22 protein-coding genes are annotated in these 22,027 nt (G+C 58.8%); 13 read left to right on the top strand and 9 right to left on the bottom strand.

Annotation, left to right across the window (positions count from 1 at the left end):
* Positions 1–156: 156 nt before the first annotated feature.
* Together ABRP31_RS05840 and ABRP31_RS05835 are read right to left on the bottom strand one after the other, a co-directional pair.
* The gene (locus tag ABRP31_RS05840) at positions 157–1,230 is read right to left on the bottom strand and encodes an AI-2E family transporter (RefSeq protein WP_349973695.1); all 1,074 of its coding nucleotides are present in this window, start codon (positions 1,228–1,230) and stop codon (positions 157–159) included.
* A 38-nt stretch (positions 1,231–1,268) separates the two neighbouring features.
* A complete protein-coding gene (locus ABRP31_RS05835) occupies positions 1,269–2,366 on the bottom strand; it encodes a DUF2066 domain-containing protein (protein WP_349973693.1) in 1,098 nt (365 codons plus the stop codon).
* Positions 2,367–2,697: 331 nt separating this feature from the next.
* Between ABRP31_RS05835 and purM the strand changes: the two genes are divergently transcribed.
* The 4 genes from purM to ABRP31_RS05815 all read left to right on the top strand — a co-directional run bounded on the left by purM (position 2,698) and on the right by ABRP31_RS05815 (position 5,678).
* Positions 2,698–3,756, top strand: a complete 1,059-nt coding sequence (purM, locus tag ABRP31_RS05830) for a phosphoribosylformylglycinamidine cyclo-ligase (RefSeq protein WP_087272386.1) — start codon at positions 2,698–2,700, stop codon at positions 3,754–3,756.
* Positions 3,756–4,406, top strand: coding sequence for a phosphoribosylglycinamide formyltransferase (gene purN, locus ABRP31_RS05825; RefSeq protein ID WP_349973691.1), 651 nt, complete (start codon positions 3,756–3,758; stop codon positions 4,404–4,406). Before purM ends, purN begins: the two co-directional genes overlap by 1 nt.
* An 8-nt stretch (positions 4,407–4,414) precedes the next feature.
* Positions 4,415–5,128 (top strand): DUF3108 domain-containing protein, encoded by a 714-nt coding sequence (locus ABRP31_RS05820; RefSeq protein ID WP_087272392.1) that lies wholly within the window; start codon positions 4,415–4,417, stop codon positions 5,126–5,128.
* 370 nt (positions 5,129–5,498) lie between these two features.
* The gene (locus ABRP31_RS05815) at positions 5,499–5,678 is read left to right on the top strand and encodes a hypothetical protein (protein WP_087272395.1); all 180 of its coding nucleotides are present in this window, start codon (positions 5,499–5,501) and stop codon (positions 5,676–5,678) included.
* A 69-nt stretch (positions 5,679–5,747) separates the two neighbouring features.
* Here ABRP31_RS05815 and ABRP31_RS05810 read toward each other — a convergent pair whose 3' ends face one another.
* The 5 genes from ABRP31_RS05810 to cysM all read right to left on the bottom strand — a co-directional run bounded on the left by ABRP31_RS05810 (position 5,748) and on the right by cysM (position 11,934).
* Positions 5,748–6,290, bottom strand: a complete 543-nt coding sequence (locus tag ABRP31_RS05810; protein WP_027899229.1) for a DUF2058 domain-containing protein — start codon at positions 6,288–6,290, stop codon at positions 5,748–5,750.
* 30 nt (positions 6,291–6,320) lie between these two features.
* Positions 6,321–7,154 carry a nucleoside triphosphate pyrophosphohydrolase gene (gene mazG / locus ABRP31_RS05805; protein WP_187522389.1) on the bottom strand — a complete coding sequence of 278 codons (834 nt, stop codon included), beginning with the start codon at positions 7,152–7,154 and terminating at the stop codon, positions 6,321–6,323.
* A 120-nt stretch (positions 7,155–7,274) separates the two neighbouring features.
* A complete protein-coding gene (gene relA / locus ABRP31_RS05800; protein WP_087272401.1) occupies positions 7,275–9,518 on the bottom strand; it encodes a GTP diphosphokinase in 2,244 nt (747 codons plus the stop codon).
* A 158-nt stretch (positions 9,519–9,676) separates the two neighbouring features.
* The gene (rlmD, locus tag ABRP31_RS05795) at positions 9,677–11,032 is read right to left on the bottom strand and encodes a 23S rRNA (uracil(1939)-C(5))-methyltransferase RlmD (protein WP_349973689.1); all 1,356 of its coding nucleotides are present in this window, start codon (positions 11,030–11,032) and stop codon (positions 9,677–9,679) included.
* Positions 11,032–11,934 carry a cysteine synthase CysM gene (gene cysM / locus ABRP31_RS05790; RefSeq protein WP_087272408.1) on the bottom strand — a complete coding sequence of 301 codons (903 nt, stop codon included), beginning with the start codon at positions 11,932–11,934 and terminating at the stop codon, positions 11,032–11,034. Before cysM ends, rlmD begins: the two co-directional genes overlap by 1 nt.
* Positions 11,935–12,180: 246 nt before the next feature.
* On the opposite strand from cysM, the gene ABRP31_RS05785 reads away from it, so the two are divergent.
* The 4 genes from ABRP31_RS05785 to ABRP31_RS05770 all read left to right on the top strand — a co-directional run bounded on the left by ABRP31_RS05785 (position 12,181) and on the right by ABRP31_RS05770 (position 17,002).
* The gene (locus ABRP31_RS05785; protein WP_349973687.1) at positions 12,181–14,934 is read left to right on the top strand and encodes a response regulator; all 2,754 of its coding nucleotides are present in this window, start codon (positions 12,181–12,183) and stop codon (positions 14,932–14,934) included.
* Between the two features lie 184 nt (positions 14,935–15,118).
* On the top strand, positions 15,119–16,108 hold the full coding sequence (locus ABRP31_RS05780; RefSeq protein WP_087272414.1) for a 2-hydroxyacid dehydrogenase: 990 nt from the start codon (positions 15,119–15,121) through the stop codon (positions 16,106–16,108).
* 55 nt (positions 16,109–16,163) lie between these two features.
* Positions 16,164–16,601, top strand: coding sequence for a hypothetical protein (locus ABRP31_RS05775; protein WP_087272417.1), 438 nt, complete (start codon positions 16,164–16,166; stop codon positions 16,599–16,601).
* On the top strand, positions 16,598–17,002 hold the full coding sequence (locus ABRP31_RS05770; RefSeq protein WP_349973686.1) for an META domain-containing protein: 405 nt from the start codon (positions 16,598–16,600) through the stop codon (positions 17,000–17,002). Before ABRP31_RS05775 ends, ABRP31_RS05770 begins: the two co-directional genes overlap by 4 nt.
* 196 nt (positions 17,003–17,198) lie before the next feature.
* Here ABRP31_RS05770 and ABRP31_RS05765 read toward each other — a convergent pair whose 3' ends face one another.
* Positions 17,199–17,666, bottom strand: a complete 468-nt coding sequence (locus tag ABRP31_RS05765; protein ID WP_087272425.1) for a TlpA disulfide reductase family protein — start codon at positions 17,664–17,666, stop codon at positions 17,199–17,201.
* 228 nt (positions 17,667–17,894) lie between these two features.
* Here ABRP31_RS05765 and arsC point away from each other — a divergent pair, with 228 nt between their 5' ends.
* Genes arsC through ABRP31_RS05745 form a run of 4 tightly spaced genes read left to right on the top strand, consistent with a single transcriptional unit; the run spans position 17,895 to position 19,954 of the window.
* A complete protein-coding gene (gene arsC / locus ABRP31_RS05760; RefSeq protein WP_349973684.1) occupies positions 17,895–18,242 on the top strand; it encodes an arsenate reductase (glutaredoxin) in 348 nt (115 codons plus the stop codon).
* Entirely contained in the window at positions 18,239–18,844 is a 606-nt protein-coding gene (gene wrbA / locus ABRP31_RS05755; protein WP_087272431.1) for an NAD(P)H:quinone oxidoreductase, read from the top strand. Before arsC ends, wrbA begins: the two co-directional genes overlap by 4 nt.
* Positions 18,837–19,253, top strand: coding sequence for a DUF2069 domain-containing protein (locus tag ABRP31_RS05750; protein ID WP_349973682.1), 417 nt, complete (start codon positions 18,837–18,839; stop codon positions 19,251–19,253). The genes wrbA and ABRP31_RS05750 overlap by 8 nt, the downstream gene beginning before the upstream one ends.
* Before the next feature lie 29 nt (positions 19,254–19,282).
* The gene (locus ABRP31_RS05745) at positions 19,283–19,954 is read left to right on the top strand and encodes a DNA-3-methyladenine glycosylase I (RefSeq protein ID WP_087272438.1); all 672 of its coding nucleotides are present in this window, start codon (positions 19,283–19,285) and stop codon (positions 19,952–19,954) included.
* A 94-nt stretch (positions 19,955–20,048) separates the two neighbouring features.
* Here the strand turns inward: ABRP31_RS05745 and ttcA are convergent, their stop codons facing one another.
* Complete coding sequence (gene ttcA, locus ABRP31_RS05740) at positions 20,049–20,873, bottom strand: tRNA 2-thiocytidine(32) synthetase TtcA (protein ID WP_087272440.1); 825 nt, start codon at positions 20,871–20,873, stop codon at positions 20,049–20,051.
* A gap of 278 nt (positions 20,874–21,151) precedes the next feature.
* Here ttcA and ABRP31_RS05735 point away from each other — a divergent pair, with 278 nt between their 5' ends.
* On the top strand, positions 21,152–21,754 hold the full coding sequence (locus ABRP31_RS05735; RefSeq protein WP_349973680.1) for a Yip1 family protein: 603 nt from the start codon (positions 21,152–21,154) through the stop codon (positions 21,752–21,754).
* The last annotated feature ends 273 nt before the right edge of the window (positions 21,755–22,027 follow it).

Raw genomic sequence — 22,027 nt, 5'->3', positions numbered from 1 at the left:
AAGGTATTTCTGGACCATTGCGATACCCTGCGGGGGCACGGGCTTGCACGCGATAAGGCTGGACGCGGTTCACTTTAAATCGCGTCCAGCCTTATCGCGAGCAAGCTCAGCTCCCACAGGGGATTGCATTTCAACCCCAATCAGGGGGAGTTCTTCCTACAGCTCCGGATCTTGCGCACCGCCGTAAACATCCGACTCTTTATAAAGGTCATGGGCATGACGGACCAGAACCATGATCACCGCTGCCACCGGCAGCGCCAGCAGGATACCGGTGAAGCCGAACAGCTCGCCGCCTGCCAGAATCGCGAAGATCACCGCCACCGGATGCAGGCCGATGCGATCGCCGACCAGCAATGGCGTGAGCACCATACCCTCAAGTGCCTGACCGACCATAAACACTGCCGCAATACCCAGCAGCGGATACAGGTCACCACCAAACTGGAACAACCCTGCGACCAGCGCTGCGCCGATACCGATCACAAACCCCATATAAGGCACGATGGCGGCCAGACCGGCGATAACCCCGATCAACAGCCCCAACTCCAGCCCTACCAGCATCAAGCCCGCTGCGTAGATAACGCCAAGGCCAACCATGACCAGCAACTGCCCGCGAATAAACGCACCCAGCACTTCATGACATTCGCCCGCCAGCTTGACGACCTGTTCTTCGCGATGGCGCGGCAGCAGGCTGCGAATCTTGGCCATCATCACGTCCCAGTCCCGCAGCAGGTAGAAACACACCACAGGGATCAGCACCAGATTGGTGATCCAGCCGATCAACGCGAGGCTGGAAGCGGTTGCTTTGGACAATACAGCGCTGACGATGTCGCCAGTCTGGCCCATGTGTTCGGATATCGCCGCTTTGACCTTGTCGAACTTCCAGAAGCCGTCGGCCAGACCGAATTTGGTCTGTACCCACGGCAACGCAGTGTGCTGCAACCAGTCCAGCATCTGTGGCGCCAGCTCATACAAGCGGAACAACTGCTTGGCGAGCATTGGCACCAGAATCAACAACAAGCCCATCAGAATCAAAGTGAACAAGCCGAACACGGCCACCACACTCAATGTGCGTGACAAGCCCAGTTTTTCCAGCTTGTCGGTCAGTGGGTCGCCCATGTAGGCCAACAACAGCGCCACCAGAAAAGGGGTCAGGATCCCGTGCAGTAAAAATACAAACAGGAACAGCAGAACAATCCCGCCAATCCAGAACCAGCGCCGTGTGTCAGTCATCAAAGTCCCTCGACTACTAATAGAGATGTCATGCGTGCTTACCAGCGGAAGTAAATTTGCGGTGCCGCAGCTGGCGCGATTGTCGGCCCGGGAGCCTGAACCGCGGCTGTAGCGTCAACCGGTGCCGGTGCAGCCTGCTCTGGTGCAACCACAGGCGCTGCTGCCGGAGCCGGTGCAGCCTCGGATGCCGGAATTTCCTGCAGTTTGGCCAGAGACAATTGCGAGCGCAGCTGCTCGGCGCTGCCGTTTACTTCGTAAATGATGCGATCGCCCTTAACTTGTTTCAGACGCGCGCCAAACGGTTCAAGTAACTGCATCAGTTGCGCATAGCGTTCCAGGTTCATGCCTTGTACCTGCATCAACAGGCCGCTTGAGGCTCCTGGTTTGGTCACAAAGCGCGGCGCCAGTCGTTCGCTGACCGCCAGCAACACGGCATCAGCCAAAGCCTCGGAACTGGCTGCGGTCGCGGTGCCCTGCTCGCGCTTGTCACCCATCCACAACCGCCATTTGCCCTGCCATTGCCCGGCCTCTTCCTTGGCATGAACGGCAAGCAAGGCATCCGCGCCGTAACGCTCCGACGCTTGTTTCAACGCAGTGGGATCGGTGCCTTCAATATTTTTTGCAGTCCCAACGCCCTGCTCCTCGAGGTCAGCCAGGGGCAGACGCAGCGGTAAAGCGCGATGCTGGGCTGCACGACGCAAAGGCTCTGCAGAAGACTGACCGTCGCCGACCAGATTGGAGCCTTCGGTTGCGTCATTCAGCCACCAGCCAAGAATGGACGGCCGATTGCTGCCCCACAGCGAATAGCCGGCCTGACGCAATGCACGGTCAGTACTGGCCGGATCGAAATCCACGAGCAAGGTTTCCGGTGGCCCGGCGTCGTAGCCGTACTGGCTGATGATCTGCTGCGGATCCTTGCGCAACTCGGCCAGCGATGAGCTCTGCGGAGCCCGAGCATCGCCGGTCAGGCGCAGGACCATGGTTTCCAGCGCCGCCTGAGTGGCACGGGTGCGCTCGTCAGGGGTCTGGCCACTGACCGGCTCGCGGACTTGATAAAGATTATTAACGGTTTCAGCGAAGCTCGGCAGACTGAGCACTGACAGGCAGCCGGCTAAAAACAGATTCGAAAGACGCATGGACAGTTCCCGAACGGAAAAAAGCGGCAAGACAAGAAACCGCGTCGAATGGCTGGCATGAGTGAGACCGCAAAAACGACCAAACACTCACATTCAGCACGAAGGCTACACCTTATAGAGGCGGCATCGAACCGGACAGCACACTGACACACAGTTTTTTTGCTTTCAATGCGCCAGCCCGTCGGCCTAAGGATGGCCGGTAAGGCCCAAGCCTGATAAAATCGCGCGCCTTCGCAGACTGGCGATGGTGGCGGCCCGAAAACTGGATACAGCTTTTCAGAGGCCCCGCTGTTTCGGTCGATCCCCCGAATCCCCCCTAAAGGCCTGGATTATGAGCAAGCAACCCTCCCTGAGCTACAAAGACGCCGGTGTAGACATCGACGCCGGTGAAGCATTGGTCGAACGCATCAAGAGCGTCGCCAAGCGCACCAAGCGGCCGGAAGTCATGGGCGGCCTGGGTGGCTTCGGCGCCCTCTGCGAAATCCCGGCTGGTTACAAGCAGCCTGTACTGGTTTCCGGTACCGACGGCGTCGGCACCAAACTGCGTCTGGCGCTGAACTTGAACAAACACGACACCATCGGCATCGATCTGGTCGCCATGTGCGTCAACGATCTGGTGGTGTGCGGCGCCGAGCCGCTGTTCTTCCTGGACTACTACGCCACCGGCAAACTCAACGTCGACACCGCTGCCGACGTAGTCACTGGCATTGGTGCTGGCTGCGAACTGGCGGGTTGCTCGCTGGTGGGCGGCGAAACCGCTGAAATGCCTGGCATGTACGAAGGCGAAGACTACGATCTGGCTGGATTCTGCGTCGGCGTCGTAGAAAAGGCCGAGATCATCGACGGTTCTAAAGTCGCTGCCGGTGATGCTCTGCTCGCCCTGCCGTCTTCCGGCCCGCACTCCAACGGCTACTCGCTGATCCGCAAGATCATCGAAGTCGCAGGTGCCGACATCGAAAACATACAGCTCGAAGGCAAACCGCTGACCGAGCTGCTGATGGCCCCGACCCGCATCTACGTTAAGCCTCTGCTCAAGCTGATCAAGGACACTGGCGCTGTCAAAGCCATGGCCCACATCACTGGCGGTGGTCTGCTGGACAACATCCCGCGCGTTCTCCCGGCCGGTGCCCAGGCGGTAGTCGACGTTGCGAGCTGGCAGCGTCCAGCGGTGTTCGACTGGCTGCAGCAGCAAGGCAACGTCGCTGAAAACGAAATGCACCGCGTGCTGAACTGCGGCGTCGGCATGGTGATCTGCGTGGCTCAAGAGCACGTTGAAACCGCGCTGAATGTATTGCGCGAAGCGGGCGAGCAGCCTTGGGTTATCGGCCAGATCGCCAACGCTGCCGAAGGCGCTGCGCAAGTCGAGCTGAAGAACCTCAAGGCGCACTGATGCCCGCATCCTGTGATGTAGTGGTGCTGCTTTCCGGCACCGGCGGCAATCTGCAAGCCATGATTGACAGCTTCAAGGGCGGTGACCATCCCGCCCGCATCCGCGCGGTGATTTCCAACCGCGCCGATGCCTTCGGTTTGCAGCGCGCCAAGGACGCAGGTATCGATACCCGCATCCTTGACCACAAGGATTACGACGGCCGCGAGGCATTCGATGCCGCGCTGATCGAAGTGATCGATACCTTCCAGCCCAAGCTTGTTGTCCTCGCCGGATTCATGCGCATCCTGACCGCTGGTTTCGTCCGGCACTATCAGGGACGCCTGCTGAACATCCACCCTTCCCTGCTTCCTCTCTATAAAGGCTTGCACACCCATCAACGGGTGCTGGATGCTGGCGACGCCGAGCATGGTTGTACCGTGCACTTCGTCACCGAGGAACTCGACGGAGGGCCACTGGTCGTACAGGCAGTGATTTCAGTGGCGCCCGACGATACGCCGCGCACCCTGGCGCAGCGTGTTCACGTTCAGGAACACCACATTTACCCACTGGCCATTCGCTGGTTTGCCGAGGGCCGCTTGAGCCTTGGCACAGAAGGCGCATTATTGGACGGGCAGTTGATCGCCGCCAATGGCCACTTGATTCGAACCTAGGAGATATTATGCGTCGCGCTTTGCTGTTCGCTTTCGCTCTGCTCGCATTGCCTGCCACCCAGGCCGCAGACCTGCAACCATTCTCCGCCAGCTACACCGCCGACTGGAAACAGCTGCCCATGAGCGGCACGGCCGAACGCAGCCTGACCTCCGGCCCGAACGGTGTCTGGACCCTGAATTTCAAAGCTTCCATGATGATCGCCAGCCTGAGTGAAGTCAGCACGCTGAAGGTCGACAAGGACACCATGCTGCCGCAGACCTACAACTTCGAGCGTGGCGGTCTGGGCAAATCCAAGAAAGTTGACCTGGCGTTTGACTGGTCCACCAAGTTCATCACCGGCAGTGATCGTGGCGATGCCATCAAGCTGCCTTTGAACCGTGGCGTTCTGGACAAATCCACTTATCAACTGGCCCTGCAACACGATGTGGCGGCTGGCAAGAAGACCATGACCTATCAAGTCGTCGACGGTGACGAGATTGATACCTATGACTTCCGCGTGCTGGGCTCCGAGAAGGTCGCCACCAAGGCGGGCCAGATCGACGCCATCAAGGTCGAGCGCGTGCGCGACCCGACACAAAGCAAGCGCATTACCGTGCTCTGGTTCGCCAAGGACTGGGACTACCTGCTGGTTCGCCTGCAACAGGTCGAAACCGACGGCAAGGAATACAACATCATGCTGCTGGACGGCACGGTGAATGGCAAAGCGGTTAAAGGCAGCTGATAGCCGCCCGACAGTAATAAAAAAGCCCCGCCATCGTGCGGGGCTTTTTTGTGCTCGTGAAAGCCCGGACAGTCAGATCGCGCTCTGTCTGTAGGAGTGAGCTTGCTCGCGATAAAAATTCATCAATTCAAAAAACTTCTCCTGATGAAACACTATCGCGAGCAAGCTCACTCCTACAGAAAACAACCACATGAAATAATCTTCATTTACCTGACAGACCCGCTGTAGCCCTCATAAATCAAGGCCTCCAGCATCCCGCCCGCTGCCGCAACCGAACATGAAAAAAACCAACTATTTACGTAGCGAGCTAACAAATTCTATAACTGAGGCCTGCGACAGATCGCCGCAGTCCAAGTCAGGAGTTTGAATCATGACCGTAACCGTAACTGAACGCGACGACGCCCATATCTCCCATGAGAGCATTGCCGATGGCATTCAAATCTGGGACGTCCACCAGCAGGATCAGCTGGTTGGCATGTTTCACGTCGAGTCCGATGCACAGCGTTACAAGATGGAACTCGAAGCACAGGAAAACCAACGCAGTCAGTAATCCGCAACATCAGAATCGCTTTAAAAACAAAACCCGCACTTGGCGGGTTTTGTTTGGTTACGAGTCAGATCACCACATCAGATCATCAGGGATCTTGTAAGCCGCGTACGGATCATCGCCGTCGGCTTTCTCTTCAGTTGGCTCGCTGAGCATCACGATACGACGCGGGTCGCGCTCCTGAATCTTCAGCGCTGCCTCACGTGGAATAACTTCGTAACCCCCGCCATGACTGACGATCGCCAGCGAACCGTTGCTCAGCTTGCTGCGCATCAGGTTGTTGACCGACAGGCGCTTGACCTTCTTGTCGTCGACGAAGTTGTAGTAGTCCTCGGTGGTCAGCTTGGGCAGGCGCGACGACTCGATCAATTGCTTGACCTGGGCGGCACGGGCCTTCTGCTCGACCTTCTCCTGCTGCTGACGATTGAGCTCCTGATCGCGTTTGACCTTCTCGGCCGCAGCTTCCTGGGCAGCACGCTTTTGCGAGTCGTCGATTTCAATCTGACCCTTGTGCGCCAGACGCTGTTCTTTCTGTTTGTCCTTGCTGACCTGCTTGGCCTGCTTTTGGTTGACCAGGCCTGCCTTGAGTAACTGATCGCGAAGGGAAATGCTCATTGTCTACTCACTTATGCAGATGCAGCGGGCTCAGCCACAGCTGGGCGCGTTCTTTTCCTGACGTTTGGCTTCGCCCCACAGGGCGTCCATTTCTTCGAGGGTGCAATCTTCCATGGGACGCTGGGTGTCGCGCAATGCCTGTTCGATAAATCGGAAGCGGCGCTCGAATTTGCGGTTGGCAGCGCGCAGGGCATTTTCAGGATCAACCTTGAGATGCCGAGCCAGATTCACCGCCGCGAATAACAAGTCTCCGACTTCCTCTTCGATGCCCGCAGCGTCGTTGTCAGCCATGGCTTCCAACACTTCATCAAGCTCTTCGCGGACATTGTCGACCACAGGCAAGGCTGAAGGCCAGTCGAAACCTACCTGCGAGGCACGTTTTTGCAACTTGGCGGCACGAGACAACGCAGGCAAAACGGCGGGCACGTCATCAAGCAGTGACAATTGCTCGGGTGCCCTGGCCTTACCGGCACGCTCCTGAGCCTTGATCTCTTCCCAGCGCTGCTTGACCTCTTCGTCATTCAGGCGTGGGGTTTCCAGCGGGGCATACAAATCGCCGGTGGGGAAAACATGGGGATGACGACGAATCAGTTTGCGCGTGATGCCATCGATCACGCCATCAAACTCGAATCGCCCTTCTTCCCTGGCCAATTGGCTGTAATAAACCACCTGAAACAGCAAATCGCCCAACTCGCCCTTGAGATCATCGAAGTCACCGCGCTCAATGGCGTCGGCCACTTCGTAAGCCTCTTCAAGGGTATGCGGCACGATGCTGGCGTAATTCTGCTGCACGTCCCACGGGCAACCGTACTTCGGGTCACGCAGACGGGCCATGAGGTGGAGCAGGTCCTGGAGTGTGTACATGGAGGCCCCAATTCAGTCGTACTGCCACCGGTAGGAGCGAACTTGTTCGCGAGGCAACCTTCCTGGATACACAGGTCCATCGCCTCGCGAACAAGTTCGCGCCTACCGGTGCAAGCACGATTACGGCGTTCTGTTTCGCCGCGTCTCGATAATGTTCGGCAACTGCGAGATCCGCCCCAACAACCGGCCCAGCGCATCCAGCCCTGGAATCTCGATGGTCAGCGACATCAATGCGGTGTTGTCTTCCTTGTTCGAGCGTGTGTTGACCGCCAGAACGTTGATCCGCTCGTTGAGCAGGATCTGGGACACGTCGCGCAACAAACCCGAGCGGTCGTAAGCACGGATGATGATGTCCACCGGATAGGTGAGCACCGGCACCGGGCCCCAACTGACTTGAATGATCCGCTCCGGCTCGCGACCGCCCAACTGCAATACCGAGGCGCAGTCCTGACGGTGAATGCTCACGCCACGGCCTTGGGTGATATAGCCGACAATGGCATCGCCCGGCAACGGCTGGCAGCAACCGGCCATTTGCGTCATCAGGTTGCCGACGCCCTGGATCTGAATATCGCCGCGCTTGCCAGGCTTGTAGCCAGTGGCTTTGCGCGGAATAAGTTCCAGTTGCTCGTTGCCGCGTTCCGGCTCAACCAGTTGTTGCGCCAGATTGACCAGTTGAGTCAGACGCAGATCGCCCGCACCCAATGCCGCGTACATGTCATCAGCGGCACGCATGTTGGCTTTTTCCGCCAAACGCTCGTGGTCCACCGCGGGCAGGGCCAGACGCGCCAGCTCACGTTCGAGCAAGGTTCGACCGGCCGCCACGTTCTGGTCACGCGCCTGCAATTTGAACCAGTGAACAATCTTCGCCCGCGCCCGGGACGTGGTGATGTAACCCAGGTTCGAGTTCAGCCAGTCGCGGCTCGGCGTGCCTTGCTTGCTGGTAATGATCTCGACCTGCTCACCGGTCTGCAGGCTGTAGTTGAGCGGCACGATACGGCCGTTGATCTTCGCGCCCCGGCAGTTATGGCCGATTTCGGTGTGTACCCGATACGCGAAGTCCAGCGGCGTAGCGCCCTTGGGCAAGTCGATGGCATGACCGTCCGGGGTGAAGACATAGACACGGTCTGGCTCGATGTCGACGCGCAGTTGTTCAGCCAGCCCGCCGATATCACCCAGTTCCTCGTGCCATTCCAGCACCTGACGCAGCCAGGAGATTTTCTCTTCGTAATGATTGGAGCTGGACTTAACGTCGGTGCCCTTATAGCGCCAGTGAGCGCAGACGCCCAGCTCGGCCTCTTCGTGCATGGCATGGGTGCGAATCTGCACTTCCAGTACCTTGCCCTCCGGCCCGATAACCGCAGTGTGCAGCGAGCGATAACCGTTTTCCTTGGGGTTGGCGATGTAATCGTCAAACTCCTTGGGAATGTGCCGCCACAAGGTGTGCACGATACCCAGCGCGGTGTAGCAGTCGCGCATTTCCGGAACCAGCACGCGCACGGCGCGAACGTCGTAGATCTGGCTGAAATCCAGACCTTTGCGCTGCATTTTGCGCCAGATGGAATAAATGTGTTTGGCCCGGCCACTGATATCGGCCTTGACGCCGGTGGCCAGCAGTTCGTTGTCCAGTTGCGACATCACTTCGCTGATGAAACGCTCGCGATCAAGACGACGCTCATGCAGCAACTTGGCGATCTGCTTGTATTGCTCAGGCTCCAGGTAGCGGAAGGACAAATCCTCCAGCTCCCATTTGATGTGACCAATACCGAGCCGGTGGGCCAGCGGCGCATAGATATCGAAAACTTCACGGGCAACCCGGTTGCGCTTTTCTTCGTCGGCATTCTTCACCGCACGAATCGCACACGTACGCTCAGCCAGCTTGATCAACGCCACGCGAACGTCGTCGACCATCGCCACCAGCATCTTGCGCAGGTTTTCCACCTGAACCTGAGTGCCCAACACCAAGGACTGGCGCGGACTAAGACTCGCACTGATCGCCGCCATGCGCAGCACGCCGTCAATCAGCCGGGCAACCGTTGACCCGAAGCGCTGCTCGACATCGTGCAAAGGGATCTTGCCTTCGCGCACCCCACGATACAGAACCGCTGCAACCAGCGAATCCTGATCGAGCTTGAGATCGGCGAGGATCTCGGCGATTTCCAGCCCCGTATGAAAACTGGAGGTACCTTCGGCCCAGAGGTTCTTCGCAGCGTTGTCCTGTTGCTCGGCTTGCCGAACAAACTCGCAGGCCTCTTTCAGGGCCTGTCGATCCACTATGAGGTCGACGCTGACCACGTGATCAAGCCATGCGTCGAGATTGATACTGCCGTCTGTGTTTATCGGCTGGTGTGCTCTCACCTGTACCATGTTGCTTACCTTCCCTAAGGCGCGATGAATAGCGCCTACAGTCGCTGACCTTCTTGAGCGAACACTCCTTGCCGGGCAAGCAAGGACTGGTGTTCGCGGGTCAGTCGGATTAAACGAGACTCCGTGTAAACAGCCGACTCGATTCCTTGGGCCGCTGCTTACTTACTCGCTTCAAATAACGCCATGGCCTCGACATGTGCCGTCTGTGGAAACATATCGAGGATACCGGCACGTTTTAATCTGTAGCCCTGACTGAGCAATTCGACAGTGTCGCGAGCCAAAGTTGCCGGATTACATGAAACATAAAGTAACCGCCGGGCACCTAACGTCTTCAGCTTGCGCACCACTTCAAAAGCACCGTCACGCGGCGGGTCCAGAAGCACCGCAGTAAAGCCTTGTGCTGCCCATTCCGCCTTATCCAGGGGCTGCGAAAGATCCGCCTGAAAAAATGCCACGTTGTGTAGATCATTACTCATTGCGTTGCAGGTGGCACGCTCGACCATGGTCGCAACCCCTTCGACCGCCACCACCTCTTTGACCGTTTTCGCCAACGGCAGGGCAAAATTGCCTAGCCCGCAAAACAGATCCAGTACCCGCTCATCGGCCTGAGGTGCCAACCACTCCAGCGCCTGTTCGATCATCGCGGTATTGACCGCCGCGTTGACCTGAATGAAATCTCCCGGCCGATACGCCAGCTCCAGATCCCAAGGCTCCAATCGATAGCCCAGAGATTGCGAAGCCTCTACCGGCTGCGGATCACCGTCCCCATGCAACCATAGTTGTGCGTCATGAGCATGGCAAAATGCTTTCAAATTGTTGAGATCAGCATCCGCCAACGGCGCAGTATGTCGGACTAATACCGCACTTGAGGTCCCCCAGAACAACTCGACGTGCCCCAACACCTGAGGCTTGCTGAAGCTTTTCAGCACGCCCGGCAGTTGCATCATGATCGGTTGCAAGGCCTGTACCAGCACCGGGCATTCGTCGATGGCGACGATGTCCTGGCTGGCAGCGGCGCGGAACCCCACATCAAGCCGTTTGGCCTTGACGTCCCAGCGTACGGCGACCCGGGCGCGCCTGCGGTAGGCGAACTCCGGACCGGTCAACGGCGCTGCCCATTGCTCTGGTTCAACACCCGCGACCCGCTGCAACTGCTCCGCCAGCATGCGCTGTTTCAGGGCAAGCTGCTCAGTGTGGGGCACGTGCTGCACGCTGCAGCCACCGCAGCGACCGAAGTGCTCACACGGCGCCGGACGACGCATCGCGCTGCCGTTAAACACACGCTCGGTGCGCGCTTCAACAATCTTGCCGTGGGCATTGAGCACCCGCGCTTCGACTTCCTCGCCTGCAAGGCTGCCCGCGACAAACCAGGTCTTGCCTTCGAAAAACGCGATACCACGCCCGTCGTTTGCCAGGCGTTCAATAGTCAGCCGCTGTTTTTTTCCGGTCGGAATCTGGTTGGTCCGGGTACCGCCTGCTGGTTGGAAGCGCAGGCCTCTTTCATGTTTGGCCATCAGTTGGGCGCGTCGTAAACGCCGGTCGACAAGTAACGGTCGCCACGGTCACAAATGATCGCGACCATGACCGCATTTTCGACTTCACGGGACAGACGCAACATGCCCGCTACCGCACCGCCCGAGGACACGCCGCAGAAGATGCCTTCTTCGCGGGCCAGACGGCGCATGGTGTCTTCGGCTTCGATCTGGGCCATATCGACGATGCGATCAACCCGGTCAGCCTGATAGATGCGCGGCAGGTACTCTTCCGGCCAGCGACGAATGCCAGGAATCGCCGCACCCTCCATCGGTTGCAGGCCGACGATCTGCACATTCGGGTTCTGTTCTTTGAGGTAACGCGAGACACCCATGATGGTGCCCGTGGTACCCATGGAACTGACGAAATGGGTGATAGTGCCGCCCGTCTGCTGCCAGATTTCCGGGCCGGTGCTGGTGTAATGCGCTTGCGGGTTGTCACCGTTGGCGAACTGATCCAGGACCTTGCCGCGACCTTCATTCTGCATCCGCTCAGCCAGGTCGCGGGCACCTTCCATGCCCTCTTCCTTGCTGACCAGAATCAGCTCGGCGCCGTAGGCGGTCATTGCCGCCTTGCGCTCGGCACTGGAGTTGTCCGGCATGATCAGGACCATCTTGTAGCCCTTGATCGCCGCAGCCATGGCCAGGGCGATACCAGTGTTACCAGAGGTCGCTTCAATCAGGGTGTCACCAGGATGAATCTGGCCACGCAGTTCGGCACGGGTAATCATCGACAACGCAGGACGATCCTTGACCGAACCGGCAGGGTTGTTTCCCTCCAGTTTGAGCAGGAGCGTATTGCTGGTATTACCCGCGATGCGCTGCAGGCGCACAAGCGGGGTGTTGCCGACGCAATCGGCAATGGTTGGGTACTGCAGGGTCATGGCGTATTCGCAATCCAGACTGCGGGGGCGCCTATCATAACGGCAAACGCCTAAAGCCCATATCACGCAAAGTGCGGGACTTATCGCCAAATGGAATAACGCATAACCCGTGATGCAAGCCACCCTTCGCCCGGTACGGGTATTATGCGGCCATTAGACTCGATCAAATGGCTACACTGGCCTGAAATCTGCCAACCTCAAGCCGCGTGACGCTCACCGGCCACCTGGCTCGCTGGAGAAACAAGTGTGCTGAAGAAGCTGGGTATTAAAGGCCGCGTCCTGCTGCTGACCATTGTGCCGGCCATCCTGATGGCGATACTGCTCGGGGGGTATTTCACCTGGATGCAGTTGCATGACTTGCAGGCGCAACTACTGCAGCGTGGCGAAATGATCGCTCAGGAGCTGGCTCCGCTCGCAGCGCCAGCGCTCGGCCGCAGTGACACGGGCCTGCTTGAACGCATTGCCGTCGAGACGCTGGAGCAGAACGATGTGCGTTCGGTGTCGTTCCTCAGCGCAGATCGGGAAGTGCTCGCCCATGCCGGGCCAAGCATGATCAATCCCGCGCCCGAGGGTAACAGCAGCAAATTACTGCAGCGCACCGGCAACGACGCCACCCGTTACCTGTTACCGGTACTCGGTCGTCAGCGCCATCTGACCAGCGAGGTCATCCCCGATGAAGCCGACCGCCTGCTGGGCTGGGTCGAAGTAGAGTTGACCCATAGCGGCACCCTGCTGCGCGGTTATCGCAGCATGTTCTTCAGCCTTTTGCTGATTCTGGCCGGGATGGGCCTGACCGCGGTGCTCGCGCTACGCATGAGCCGCACCATCAACGGCCCCATCAGTCTGATCAAACAAGCCGTTTCGCAACTCAAGGACGGCAACCTGGAAACCCGCTTGCCGCCTTTGGGCAGTCTGGAACTCGACGAACTGGCTTCTGGCATCAACCGCATGGCTTCCACGCTGCAAAACGCTCAGGAAGAATTGCAGCACAGCATCGAGCAGGCCACCGAAGACGTTCGGCAGAACCTGGAGACCATTGAAATCCAGAACATCGAGCTAGACCTTGCGCGCAAAGAAGCGCTGGAGGCGAGCCGGATCAAGTCCGAATTCCTGGCCAACATGAGCCACGAAATTCGCACCCCGCTCAACGGCATTCTCGGGTTTACCCATTTACTGCAAAAAAGCGAACTCACGCCGCGCCAGTACGATTACCTGGGCACCATCGAAAAGTCAGCCGACAGCCTGCTGGGCATCATCAACGAAATTCTCGACTTCTCGAAAATCGAGGCTGGCAAACTGGTCCTCGACAATGTGCCGTTCAACCTGCGCGACCTGCTGCAAGACACCCTGACCATCCTCGCCCCCGCCGCCCATGCCAAGCAATTGGAGCTGGTCAGTCTGGTGTACCGCGACACGCCGCTGTCGCTGCTCGGTGACCCGCTGCGGCTGAAACAGATCATGACCAACCTGGTCAGCAACGCGATCAAGTTCACCCGCGAAGGCACCATCGTCGCCCGGGCCATGGTCGAAGACGAAAACGATGACAGCGCACAGTTGCGCATCAGCGTGCAGGACACCGGCATCGGACTTTCCAGCCAGGACGTGCGCGCCTTGTTTCAGGCCTTCAGTCAGGCTGACAATTCATTGTCCAGACAGCCCGGAGGTACGGGCCTGGGTCTGGTGATTTCCAAGCGGTTGATCGAGCAGATGGGGGGCGAGATCGGCGTCGACAGCGAGCCCGGCGAAGGTTCCGAATTCTGGATCAGCCTGCGCCTGCCCAAAGCCCGGGACGACATCGAAGACCTGCCTGCCCTGCCCTTGCAAGGGCTGCGGGTCGCGGTACTGGAACATCATGACCTGGCCCGTCAGGCACTTGAACACCAACTGGAGGACTGCGGTTTGCAGACCCTGGTGTTCAATAATCTGGAAAACCTGCTCAACGGCGTCACTGCCGCGCATCAGACTCCAGCAGCCATCAGCCTTGCGGTCTTGGGCATCACCGCGCATGAACTGCCACCAGAACGCTTGCGCCAGAACATCTGGGACCTGGAAAACCTCGGCTGCAAAGTCCTGGTCCTTTGCCCGACCACTGAGCAGGCGCTGTTTCAGCTCGCAGTCCCGGACATCTATACCCAGTTGCAGGCCAAACCGGCTTGCACCCGCAAACTGCGTCGCGCCCTGTGCGAGCTGATCAGCCCTCGAACCCAGCGCAGCGATGCCGCCGAGCCACTGTCGAGCCGGCCGCCGCGTTTGCTCTGTGTGGATGACAACCCGGCCAACCTGCTGTTGGTGCAGACGCTACTGGAAGACATGGGCGCCGAGGTCACGGCCGTCGATAGCGGCTACGCGGCACTGCATGCCGTGCAGAGCGAAACTTTCGATCTAGTGTTGATGGACGTGCAAATGCCAGGTATGGACGGCCGGCAGACCACCGAAGCGATCCGCGCCTGGGAGACCGAGCGCCAGAGCTCCTCGCTGCCTATCGTCGCGCTGACCGCCCACGCCATGGCCAACGAAAAGCGTGCTCTGCTGCAAAGCGGCATGGACGATTACCTGACCAAACCCATCAGCGAACGGCAACTGGCCCAAGTGGTGCTGAAGTGGACCGGCCTGGCCTTGCGTAATCAGACGCCGGAGCGCAAGGTCGAAAGCAGCCACCGTGGCGTCGACCTGTCTGTGCTTGACCACGACGAAGGGCTAAGACTGGCAGCAGGCAAACCCGACCTGGCCGCGGACATGCTCGCAATGCTGCTTGCTTCACTGGATGGCGACCGTGAGGCGATTCGCGCCGCCCGTGAGGGCGACGATCGGGAAACCCTGCTCGAACGCGTGCATCGTCTGCATGGCGCAACCCGATACTGTGGAGTTCCGCAATTACGTGCTGCATGTCAACGCAGCGAAACGCTACTCAAGCAAAATGCACCGCAAGTCAACGAGGCATTGGACGAACTGGAATCGGCGATGAAACGCCTGGCGGATGAAGCGCGAGTGAGTGCCTGATCTGACGGGTGTGATCCCGTTCTCCATGGCACCGCGCTACTCGCGCCAAACATAGGACCTGTAGGAGCGCACGAGCACCGCGAGCCGCGATGGCGGTTTATCAGACAGACCGCTATCGCGGCCTCGCGGTGCTCGTGAGCGCCTACAGGATCCGGTACATCCCCAACACTACAAGGAACCGTAGATGCGCACTCTGATCTTCAGCAGCCAGACTTACGACCGCGAGAGCTTTCTTGCCGCGCGCCTGCCAGCCAATCTTCAACTGCACTTCCAACCCGCGCGTCTCACGCCGGAAACGGCTGCGCTGGCGGACGGCCACGAGGTGGTGTGCGCGTTCATCAATGATGACCTCAGCGCCCCGGTGCTGGAGCGTCTGGCTGCAGGCGGCACTCGCCTGATTGCCTTGCGTTCGGCGGGTTATAACCATGTCGACCTGCCGACCGCACAAAGGCTGGGAATCAGCGTCGTGCGGGTGCCAGCCTACTCGCCCCATGCCGTGGCCGAGCACGCGGTCGCGTTGATTCTGGCTCTCAACCGTCGCCTGCATCGCGCCTACAACCGCACCCGCGACGGCGACTTCAGCCTGCATGGCCTGACCGGCTTTGATCTGGTAGGCAAAACCGTCGGCATCGTCGGCACCGGGCAGATTGGCGCGACCTTCGCCAAAATCATGTCGGGCTTCGGCTGTGAACTACTGGCTTACGACCCCTTCCCCAACCCGCAAGTCCAGGCCCTCGGCGCACGTTATTTAAGCCTCGACGAATTACTGCAACAGTCGCAAATCATCAGCCTCCACTGCCCGCTGACCCCGCAGACCCGGCACCTGATCAACGCTCAATCGCTGGCGACCATGCAGCGCGGTGCCATGCTGATTAATACCGGACGCGGCGCACTGGTTGACACTCCGGCCCTGAGCGAAGCCTTGAAAAGCGGCCAGCTTGGCTATCTGGGGCTGGATGTTTACGAAGAAGAAGCGCTGCTGTTTTTCGAAGACCGCTCCGATCATCCGCTGCAAGACGATGTGCTGGCGCGTCTGCTGACTTTCCCCAACGTGATCGTGACCGCTCATCAGGCTTTTCTGACCCACGAAGCCCTCGGAGCTATCGCGCAGACCACGCTGGACAACATCCACGCCTGGGCAAGCGGTACACCGCACAATCTGGTCGCAAGTTAGCGAAGGGAGAAATGCCACAACTGCGTGATAGGATGCGCGCAATTTGGAGGACCTCATGGCCGAACACGATTTTCGCTACAGCATGCTCAACCCGCAACACACCCTGACCGAGTGCCGCACCCTGGCACCGGGCCGCTATCAAGTGACCGGCAACGGCGGTTCGATTCATGATCGTGACGAACTGCTGGTGACCATCAAAGGCAGTAAAACCCTGCACATGCGCCTGCAGGTCGAGAAGGTCCGCCACCTGATCAACCCGCCTGGCCAGTGGATCGCTGTAGCCAAAGGGCCGGTCTTCGACGAACTGGCCATCCATCAGTGGAAGGTCAATTGCGACAGCTGCGGTGTGGTCCTGGACTTCGAGTTCATGGTCGACGCCAAGGCGGGTGTTGCCGCGCAGAAACCCGCCGCATCAGCGCGCATCGCCGAACTGGGCTGGAAGTCCGAAGGTGAAAAGCATCTGTGCAAGAAGTGCCAGGAGAAAGCTGCATGAAACCGTTTGCCCTGTCAGCACTCGTCGGTGCTGCCTTGCTCACCGGCTGCGCGACACAACCGCTGCCGATCAAGCATGACCAGAGTTACGTGCTGGAATGGATCGGCGAACGTCCGCTGATCGACAACAGCCACTTGACCATGACCCTGGGCGCCGATGGCCGCGCGTATGGCAATGCAGGCTGCAACCACTGGTTCGCCTCGTACACCCTGCAAGACGAGACCATCACTTTTGGCGCCGTCGGCAGCACCCGCAAAATGTGCGCCCCGGCGTTGATGGAGCAAGAGCAACGGTTCCTGCAGGCGATGGGCAAAGTCCAGCGCTGGGACATCTCACCCATCGACCAACTACGCTTGTGGCCTGCGCAAGGCAAGCCGTTGAGGTTTTGGGAAGAGGGTTGAGTCCGCAAGGCACATCTGACACGCCGCTATCCCTGCAGGAGTGAGCTTGCTCGCGATAGCGTCAGGTCAGGCAATAATTTATCTAGAGAAATCCAATCGCGAGCAAGCTCACTCCTACGGGTCCAATGTTTGCCGTCATACAAGTTGTGCCATTTACACCGGGGCTGCCCTACAGAAAATCAATAACCCAGGTACGTTACCCCTCCCCGCGCAGCGCCTTTAGCTTCGCCGCTACACCTGCTGCGGTCTGTTCGCCCAGCAACTGCTCACGCATCTTGCCCTTGTCATCGATGATGTACGTCACCGGTAATGCCTCACTTGGCGGCAGGTCGTATTGCGCAGCCGGGTCCTGAGCCAAGACCGTGAACTTGATACCCAGCGCATTACTGGCGGTTTTCAGTTCTTCGCCCTGCAAGTTGTCGAAGTTCACCCCAAGCACCGTCACCTTCTGGTCCTTGAGCTCTTCCGAGAGATGATTAAGCTCGGGGATTTCTACCCGGCACGGGCCGCACCATTCAGCCCAATAGTTGATCACCAGCCAATGTTTGTCGATGCGGTCGCTGGCAACTTTCTGGCCGTTCTGGTCAGTCCCCAGATCCACGCCACAACCCGCCAGCAACACACTGCCGACCAATGCCACTACCGCTGCCAATCGCCTCGCCATGTTGTTCCTCACATTCATAAAAAATATAACTACCCGATTTGGAATGCTTTTCTGCAGGAGCTCACGAGCTCCCACAGGTCCCGTTTTTGCTCCGCGACAGCGTGGTGTCAGGGCGCCGGGGCGACTCTCATCGAATACTCAAACCTGCGACCGATCACCGCTCGGTGTTTAGCCATGGATCTATGGCGGGTAGAATAGCCGCCACCTTAGGCTAGATGCGACCTGCAAATGACCGACCTGACGCTTTATCACAACCCGCGCTGCTCCAAATCACGCGGCGCGCTGGAACTGCTGCAAGCCCGAGGCCTGAGCCCGTCCATCGTGCTGTATCTCGAAACCCCGCCCGACGCCGGGCAACTGCGTGACGTGCTAAGCAAGCTGGGCATCAGTGCCCGCCAACTGCTGCGCACCGGCGAAGACGATTACAAAACCCTCAACCTTGCGGACCTGAGCGACGACGCATTGATCGACGCCATGGTCGCGCATCCCAAACTCATCGAGCGGCCGATTCTGGTTGCCGGTGACAAGGCCGTCATCGGCCGCCCACCAGAAAACGTCCTGGAGCTTTTGCCATGAGCACCCCGTACATCCTGGTCCTGTTTTACAGCCGCAACGGCTCAACCAGCGAAATGGCCCGGCAGATTGCCCGTGGTATCGAATTGGGCGGCATGGAAGCGCGTTTGCGCACCGTGCCTGCGATCTCCACCGAGTGCGAGTCCGTGGCGCCGAGCATTCCGGAAAGTGGCGCGCTGTACGCGACGCTGGATGATTTGAAGAACTGCGCGGGTCTGGCCCTTGGCAGCCCGACGCGCTTCGGCAACATGGCTGCGCCGCTCAAATACTTCCTCGATGGCACCAGCAACCTGTGGCTGACCGGCGCACTGGTGGGCAAACCGGCCAGCGTGTTCACCTCCACCGCCAGCCTGCACGGCGGTCAGGAAACCACCCTGATGTCGATGCTCCTGCCGTTGCTGCACCATGGCATGCTGATCACTGGCCTGCCTTACAGCGAATCGGCACTGGTAGAAACCAGTGGCGGCGGCACACCATACGGCGCCAGCCACCATGCCGGGCCGGACGGCAAGCGTCCGCTGGACCCACACGAAACTCAACTGTGTCGCGCACTCGGCCAGCGTCTGGCGAAAACCGCCCTGCTGCTGGACCCGTCCCGTGGCTAAAAAACCCAAGGTCCTGCCTGCGCTGGACTGGCTGGAACCGCGAGTGAAGATCAGCCGCCTCATCAGCCTGACGAGCTTTTTCGGGCTGATGACGCTGCTGAGCATTTATTACCTGTGGATAGCCGACCTGCACGGCGCAAGGCCCTGGGTGATCCTGCTGATCGAACTGGTGCCGCTGCTGCTGTTCGCACCGGGGATCATCAGCGGTAGCACGCGCGCTCATTCGTGGTTGTGTTTTGTGGTCAATCTGTACTTCATCAAAGGTGCGCTGGCGGCTTTCGATCCCAATCGCGCGCTGTTTGGCGTGTTGGAAATGCTCGTCAGTCTGGCCGTATTTGTCAGCGCGCTGCTGTACATCAGATGGACTTTTCAGCGAAACCGCAAACTTGCGGGCGAAGGCCAAGTCTGAGGCTGTACGCATCATTTTCTGGAGCAGTAATGCACGACTACAAATGGCTGAATGAATACTGCCTGAACCGCTTCGGCTCGGCCAAAGCCCTCGAATCACATTTGCCGACACCCAAAACCAGCAAACAACTGCAAGCCATCAGCGACGACCGCTACCTGTCGACCATGGCCTTGCGGGTGTTTCGTGCCGGTTTGAAACACAGCCTAGTGGACGCTAAATGGCCGACCTTCGAAGAAGTGTTCTACCGCTTCGACCCGGAAAAAGTCGTGCTCATGGGCGCAGACCACCTCGAGCGGCTGATGCAGGATGCGCGGATCATTCGCCACCTGGGCAAACTCAAGAGCGTGCCACGCAACGCGCAACTGGTGCTGGACATCGAAAAGGAACACGGCAGCTTCGGCAAATTCATCGCCCAATGGCCGGTGGATGACATCACCGGGCTCTGGCAGTACCTGGCCAAACACGGCAACCAGATGGGCGGGCTCTCTGCGCCACGCTTCTTGCGCATGGTGGGCAAAGACACTTTTATTCCGACCTGGGACGTAGTGGCCGCGCTCAACGCACAGAAGATCGTCGACAAAGTACCGACCAGCAAACGCGATCAGGCCATCGTCCAGCAGGTATTCAACCAATGGCAAAGCGAAAGCGGCAGGCCGTTGTGCCAGCTGTCAGCGATGCTGGCGTTTACGGTGAATCACTGAGCCTGCCAAACCTGTAGGAGCTGCCAAAGGCTGCGAATCGCGGAGTGTCAGTCAATGCGCTTCACAGCCTTCGGCAGCTCCTACGTAACGGCGTTTAAATATTCACCACATTCACAAACCGCGACGCAGCGGTTTCGTCGATGCGCAGGCTGGTGAAGTCGAACAGGTTGCGGTCAGCCAGCTGTGACGGAATGACATTTTGCAGGCTGCGGAAAATACTGTCGGTACGCCCCGGCGTCTTGCGCTCCCACTCCTGAAGCATGTCCTTGACCACCTGACGCTGCAGATTTTCCTGAGAACCACACAGGTTGCACGGGATGATCGGGAAGTTCTTGAAGTCGGAATAGGCTTGAATGTCCTTCTCATGGCAGTAAGCCAATGGACGAATCACCACGTTACGGCCATCGTCGGCGCGAAGTTTCGGCGGCATGGCTTTCAACGAGCCATTGAAGAACATGTTCAGGAAGAACGTCTCGACGATGTCATCGCGGTGATGCCCCAGCGCCATCTTGGTCGCGCCAATCTCATCAGCAAAGGTGTAGAGCGTGCCGCGACGCAGACGTGAGCACAGCGAGCACGTGGTCTTGCCTTCCGGGATCAATTCCTTGACCACCGAGTACGTGTCTTTCTCGACGATGTGGTACTCGATCCCCAGCGTTTCCAGGTACGCAGGCAGTACATGCTCCGGGAAGCCCGGCTGCTTCTGGTCCATGTTCACCGCAACGATGTCGAACTTGATCGGCGCGACTTTCTGCAAGTGCATCAACACGTCGAGCATGGTGTAGCTGTCTTTGCCGCCAGACAGGCACACCATGACCTTGTCACCCTCTTCAATCATGTTGAAGTCGGCCACGGCTTCGCCCGCCAGGCGACGCAGGCGTTTCTGCAGTTTGTTCTGATTGACTGAAAGGGTGCCCATGGCGCTGGTATCCGGTTGCAATGACAAGGAGAAAAGGCCGGTATTTTACGCATAAATGCGGCGCGCGGCTAAGGATCGCTGGTTACTGCCTGAGGTTATTACCAATGGCCTGTACATCGCCAATGACTCTAACAGGCCGGTTTTGGACCATTGGAGGCTTTCTATACTGCTAGATAGCGTGGACGTTGAGGGGCTTCAGTCGGGACCTGGGTAGATATACCCCTGGATTTCGAGGCGCCTGCGGGAACTGCGCTGACTAAAAGGAAGGAGTACTCCACATGATCCACCACGTCTGGGGACTGTTTACCCATCCCGATCGGGAATGGCAGGAGATCCGTAGCGAGGAAGAAGAAAGCATCAGCCATATGTACCTCACGCATACGCTGATTCTGGCAGCGATCCCGGCAGTATCGGCGTACATCGGTACCACGCAGATGGGCTGGGTCATTGGTGATCGAGCGCCGGTCATGCTCACCCATGAAAGCGCGATCTGGATGACGATCATGTCGTACATTGCCATGCTCGCCGGTGTCGCGGTGATGGGCGGCTTCATTCACTGGATGGCCCGCACCTATGACGCTACACCGACCCTGGCTCGCTGTATCGCGTTTGCCACCTATACCGCGACGCCGTTGTTCATCGGCGGCCTGGCCGCACTCTACCCACACATGTGGCTGGGCATGCTGATCGGTACGGCGGCCATCTGTTATACGGTTTACCTGCTGTACGTCGGTGTGCCGACCTTCATGAAAGTCCCGGCGGATGAAGGCTTCATGTTCTCCAGTTCGATCCTGGCGGTAGGCCTTGTGGTGTTGGTAGCGATCATGGCGTTTACGGTGGTGCTGTGGGGTGTTGGTGTGGGGCCCGAGTACACCAACTGAACGCCAGGACCTGTAGGAGCGCACGAGCACCGCGAGGCCGCGATGGTGTCCTGCCTGATACACCGCCATCGCGGCCTCGCGGTGCTCGTGCGCTCCTACGGAAAAATACTCCAAATCAGATTCTGTTTGATGACAGTTGCCGAAGGCTGCGAATCGGTTTTACACGACACTGCGCTTCGCAGCCTTCGACAGCGCCTACAGGACATGCATCTGTGCATGACCATTCGGCAGCTTGAGTTTTCGATACCCGAGCCTTTTACGGCATACTCGGCA

The sequence above is a fragment of the Pseudomonas caspiana genome (genome assembly GCF_040224095.2).
Classification (GTDB): Bacteria; Pseudomonadota; Gammaproteobacteria; order Pseudomonadales; family Pseudomonadaceae; genus Aquipseudomonas; species Aquipseudomonas caspiana.
The sequence above is the reverse complement of the archived record's forward strand: the minus strand, read 5'-3'. Positions and strand labels throughout refer to the sequence as shown.

Excerpts from the sequence above, each read along its gene's own strand:
- ABRP31_RS05815 (WP_087272395.1), top strand. The coding sequence starts at position 5,499 with ATGACCGTAACCGTAACTGAACGCGACGACGCCCATATCTCCCATGAG.
- ABRP31_RS05835 (WP_349973693.1), bottom strand. The coding sequence starts at position 2,366 with ATGCGTCTTTCGAATCTGTTTTTAGCCGGCTGCCTGTCAGTGCTCAGT.
- ABRP31_RS05810 (WP_027899229.1), bottom strand. The coding sequence starts at position 6,290 with ATGAGCATTTCCCTTCGCGATCAGTTACTCAAGGCAGGCCTGGTCAAC.
- ABRP31_RS05735 (WP_349973680.1), top strand. The coding sequence starts at position 21,152 with ATGATCCACCACGTCTGGGGACTGTTTACCCATCCCGATCGGGAATGG.
- ABRP31_RS05820 (WP_087272392.1), top strand. The coding sequence starts at position 4,415 with ATGCGTCGCGCTTTGCTGTTCGCTTTCGCTCTGCTCGCATTGCCTGCC.
- arsC (WP_349973684.1), top strand. The coding sequence starts at position 17,895 with ATGACCGACCTGACGCTTTATCACAACCCGCGCTGCTCCAAATCACGC.
- mazG (WP_187522389.1), bottom strand. The coding sequence starts at position 7,154 with ATGTACACACTCCAGGACCTGCTCCACCTCATGGCCCGTCTGCGTGAC.
- ABRP31_RS05775 (WP_087272417.1), top strand. The coding sequence starts at position 16,164 with ATGGCCGAACACGATTTTCGCTACAGCATGCTCAACCCGCAACACACC.
- wrbA (WP_087272431.1), top strand. The coding sequence starts at position 18,239 with ATGAGCACCCCGTACATCCTGGTCCTGTTTTACAGCCGCAACGGCTCA.
- purN (WP_349973691.1), top strand. The coding sequence starts at position 3,756 with ATGCCCGCATCCTGTGATGTAGTGGTGCTGCTTTCCGGCACCGGCGGC.
- rlmD (WP_349973689.1), bottom strand. The coding sequence starts at position 11,032 with ATGGCCAAACATGAAAGAGGCCTGCGCTTCCAACCAGCAGGCGGTACC.
- relA (WP_087272401.1), bottom strand. The coding sequence starts at position 9,518 with ATGGTACAGGTGAGAGCACACCAGCCGATAAACACAGACGGCAGTATC.
- ABRP31_RS05840 (WP_349973695.1), bottom strand. The coding sequence starts at position 1,230 with ATGACTGACACACGGCGCTGGTTCTGGATTGGCGGGATTGTTCTGCTG.
- ABRP31_RS05745 (WP_087272438.1), top strand. The coding sequence starts at position 19,283 with ATGCACGACTACAAATGGCTGAATGAATACTGCCTGAACCGCTTCGGC.
- ttcA (WP_087272440.1), bottom strand. The coding sequence starts at position 20,873 with ATGGGCACCCTTTCAGTCAATCAGAACAAACTGCAGAAACGCCTGCGT.
- ABRP31_RS05780 (WP_087272414.1), top strand. The coding sequence starts at position 15,119 with ATGCGCACTCTGATCTTCAGCAGCCAGACTTACGACCGCGAGAGCTTT.
- purM (WP_087272386.1), top strand. The coding sequence starts at position 2,698 with ATGAGCAAGCAACCCTCCCTGAGCTACAAAGACGCCGGTGTAGACATC.
- ABRP31_RS05765 (WP_087272425.1), bottom strand. The coding sequence starts at position 17,666 with ATGGCGAGGCGATTGGCAGCGGTAGTGGCATTGGTCGGCAGTGTGTTG.
- ABRP31_RS05770 (WP_349973686.1), top strand. The coding sequence starts at position 16,598 with ATGAAACCGTTTGCCCTGTCAGCACTCGTCGGTGCTGCCTTGCTCACC.
- cysM (WP_087272408.1), bottom strand. The coding sequence starts at position 11,934 with ATGACCCTGCAGTACCCAACCATTGCCGATTGCGTCGGCAACACCCCG.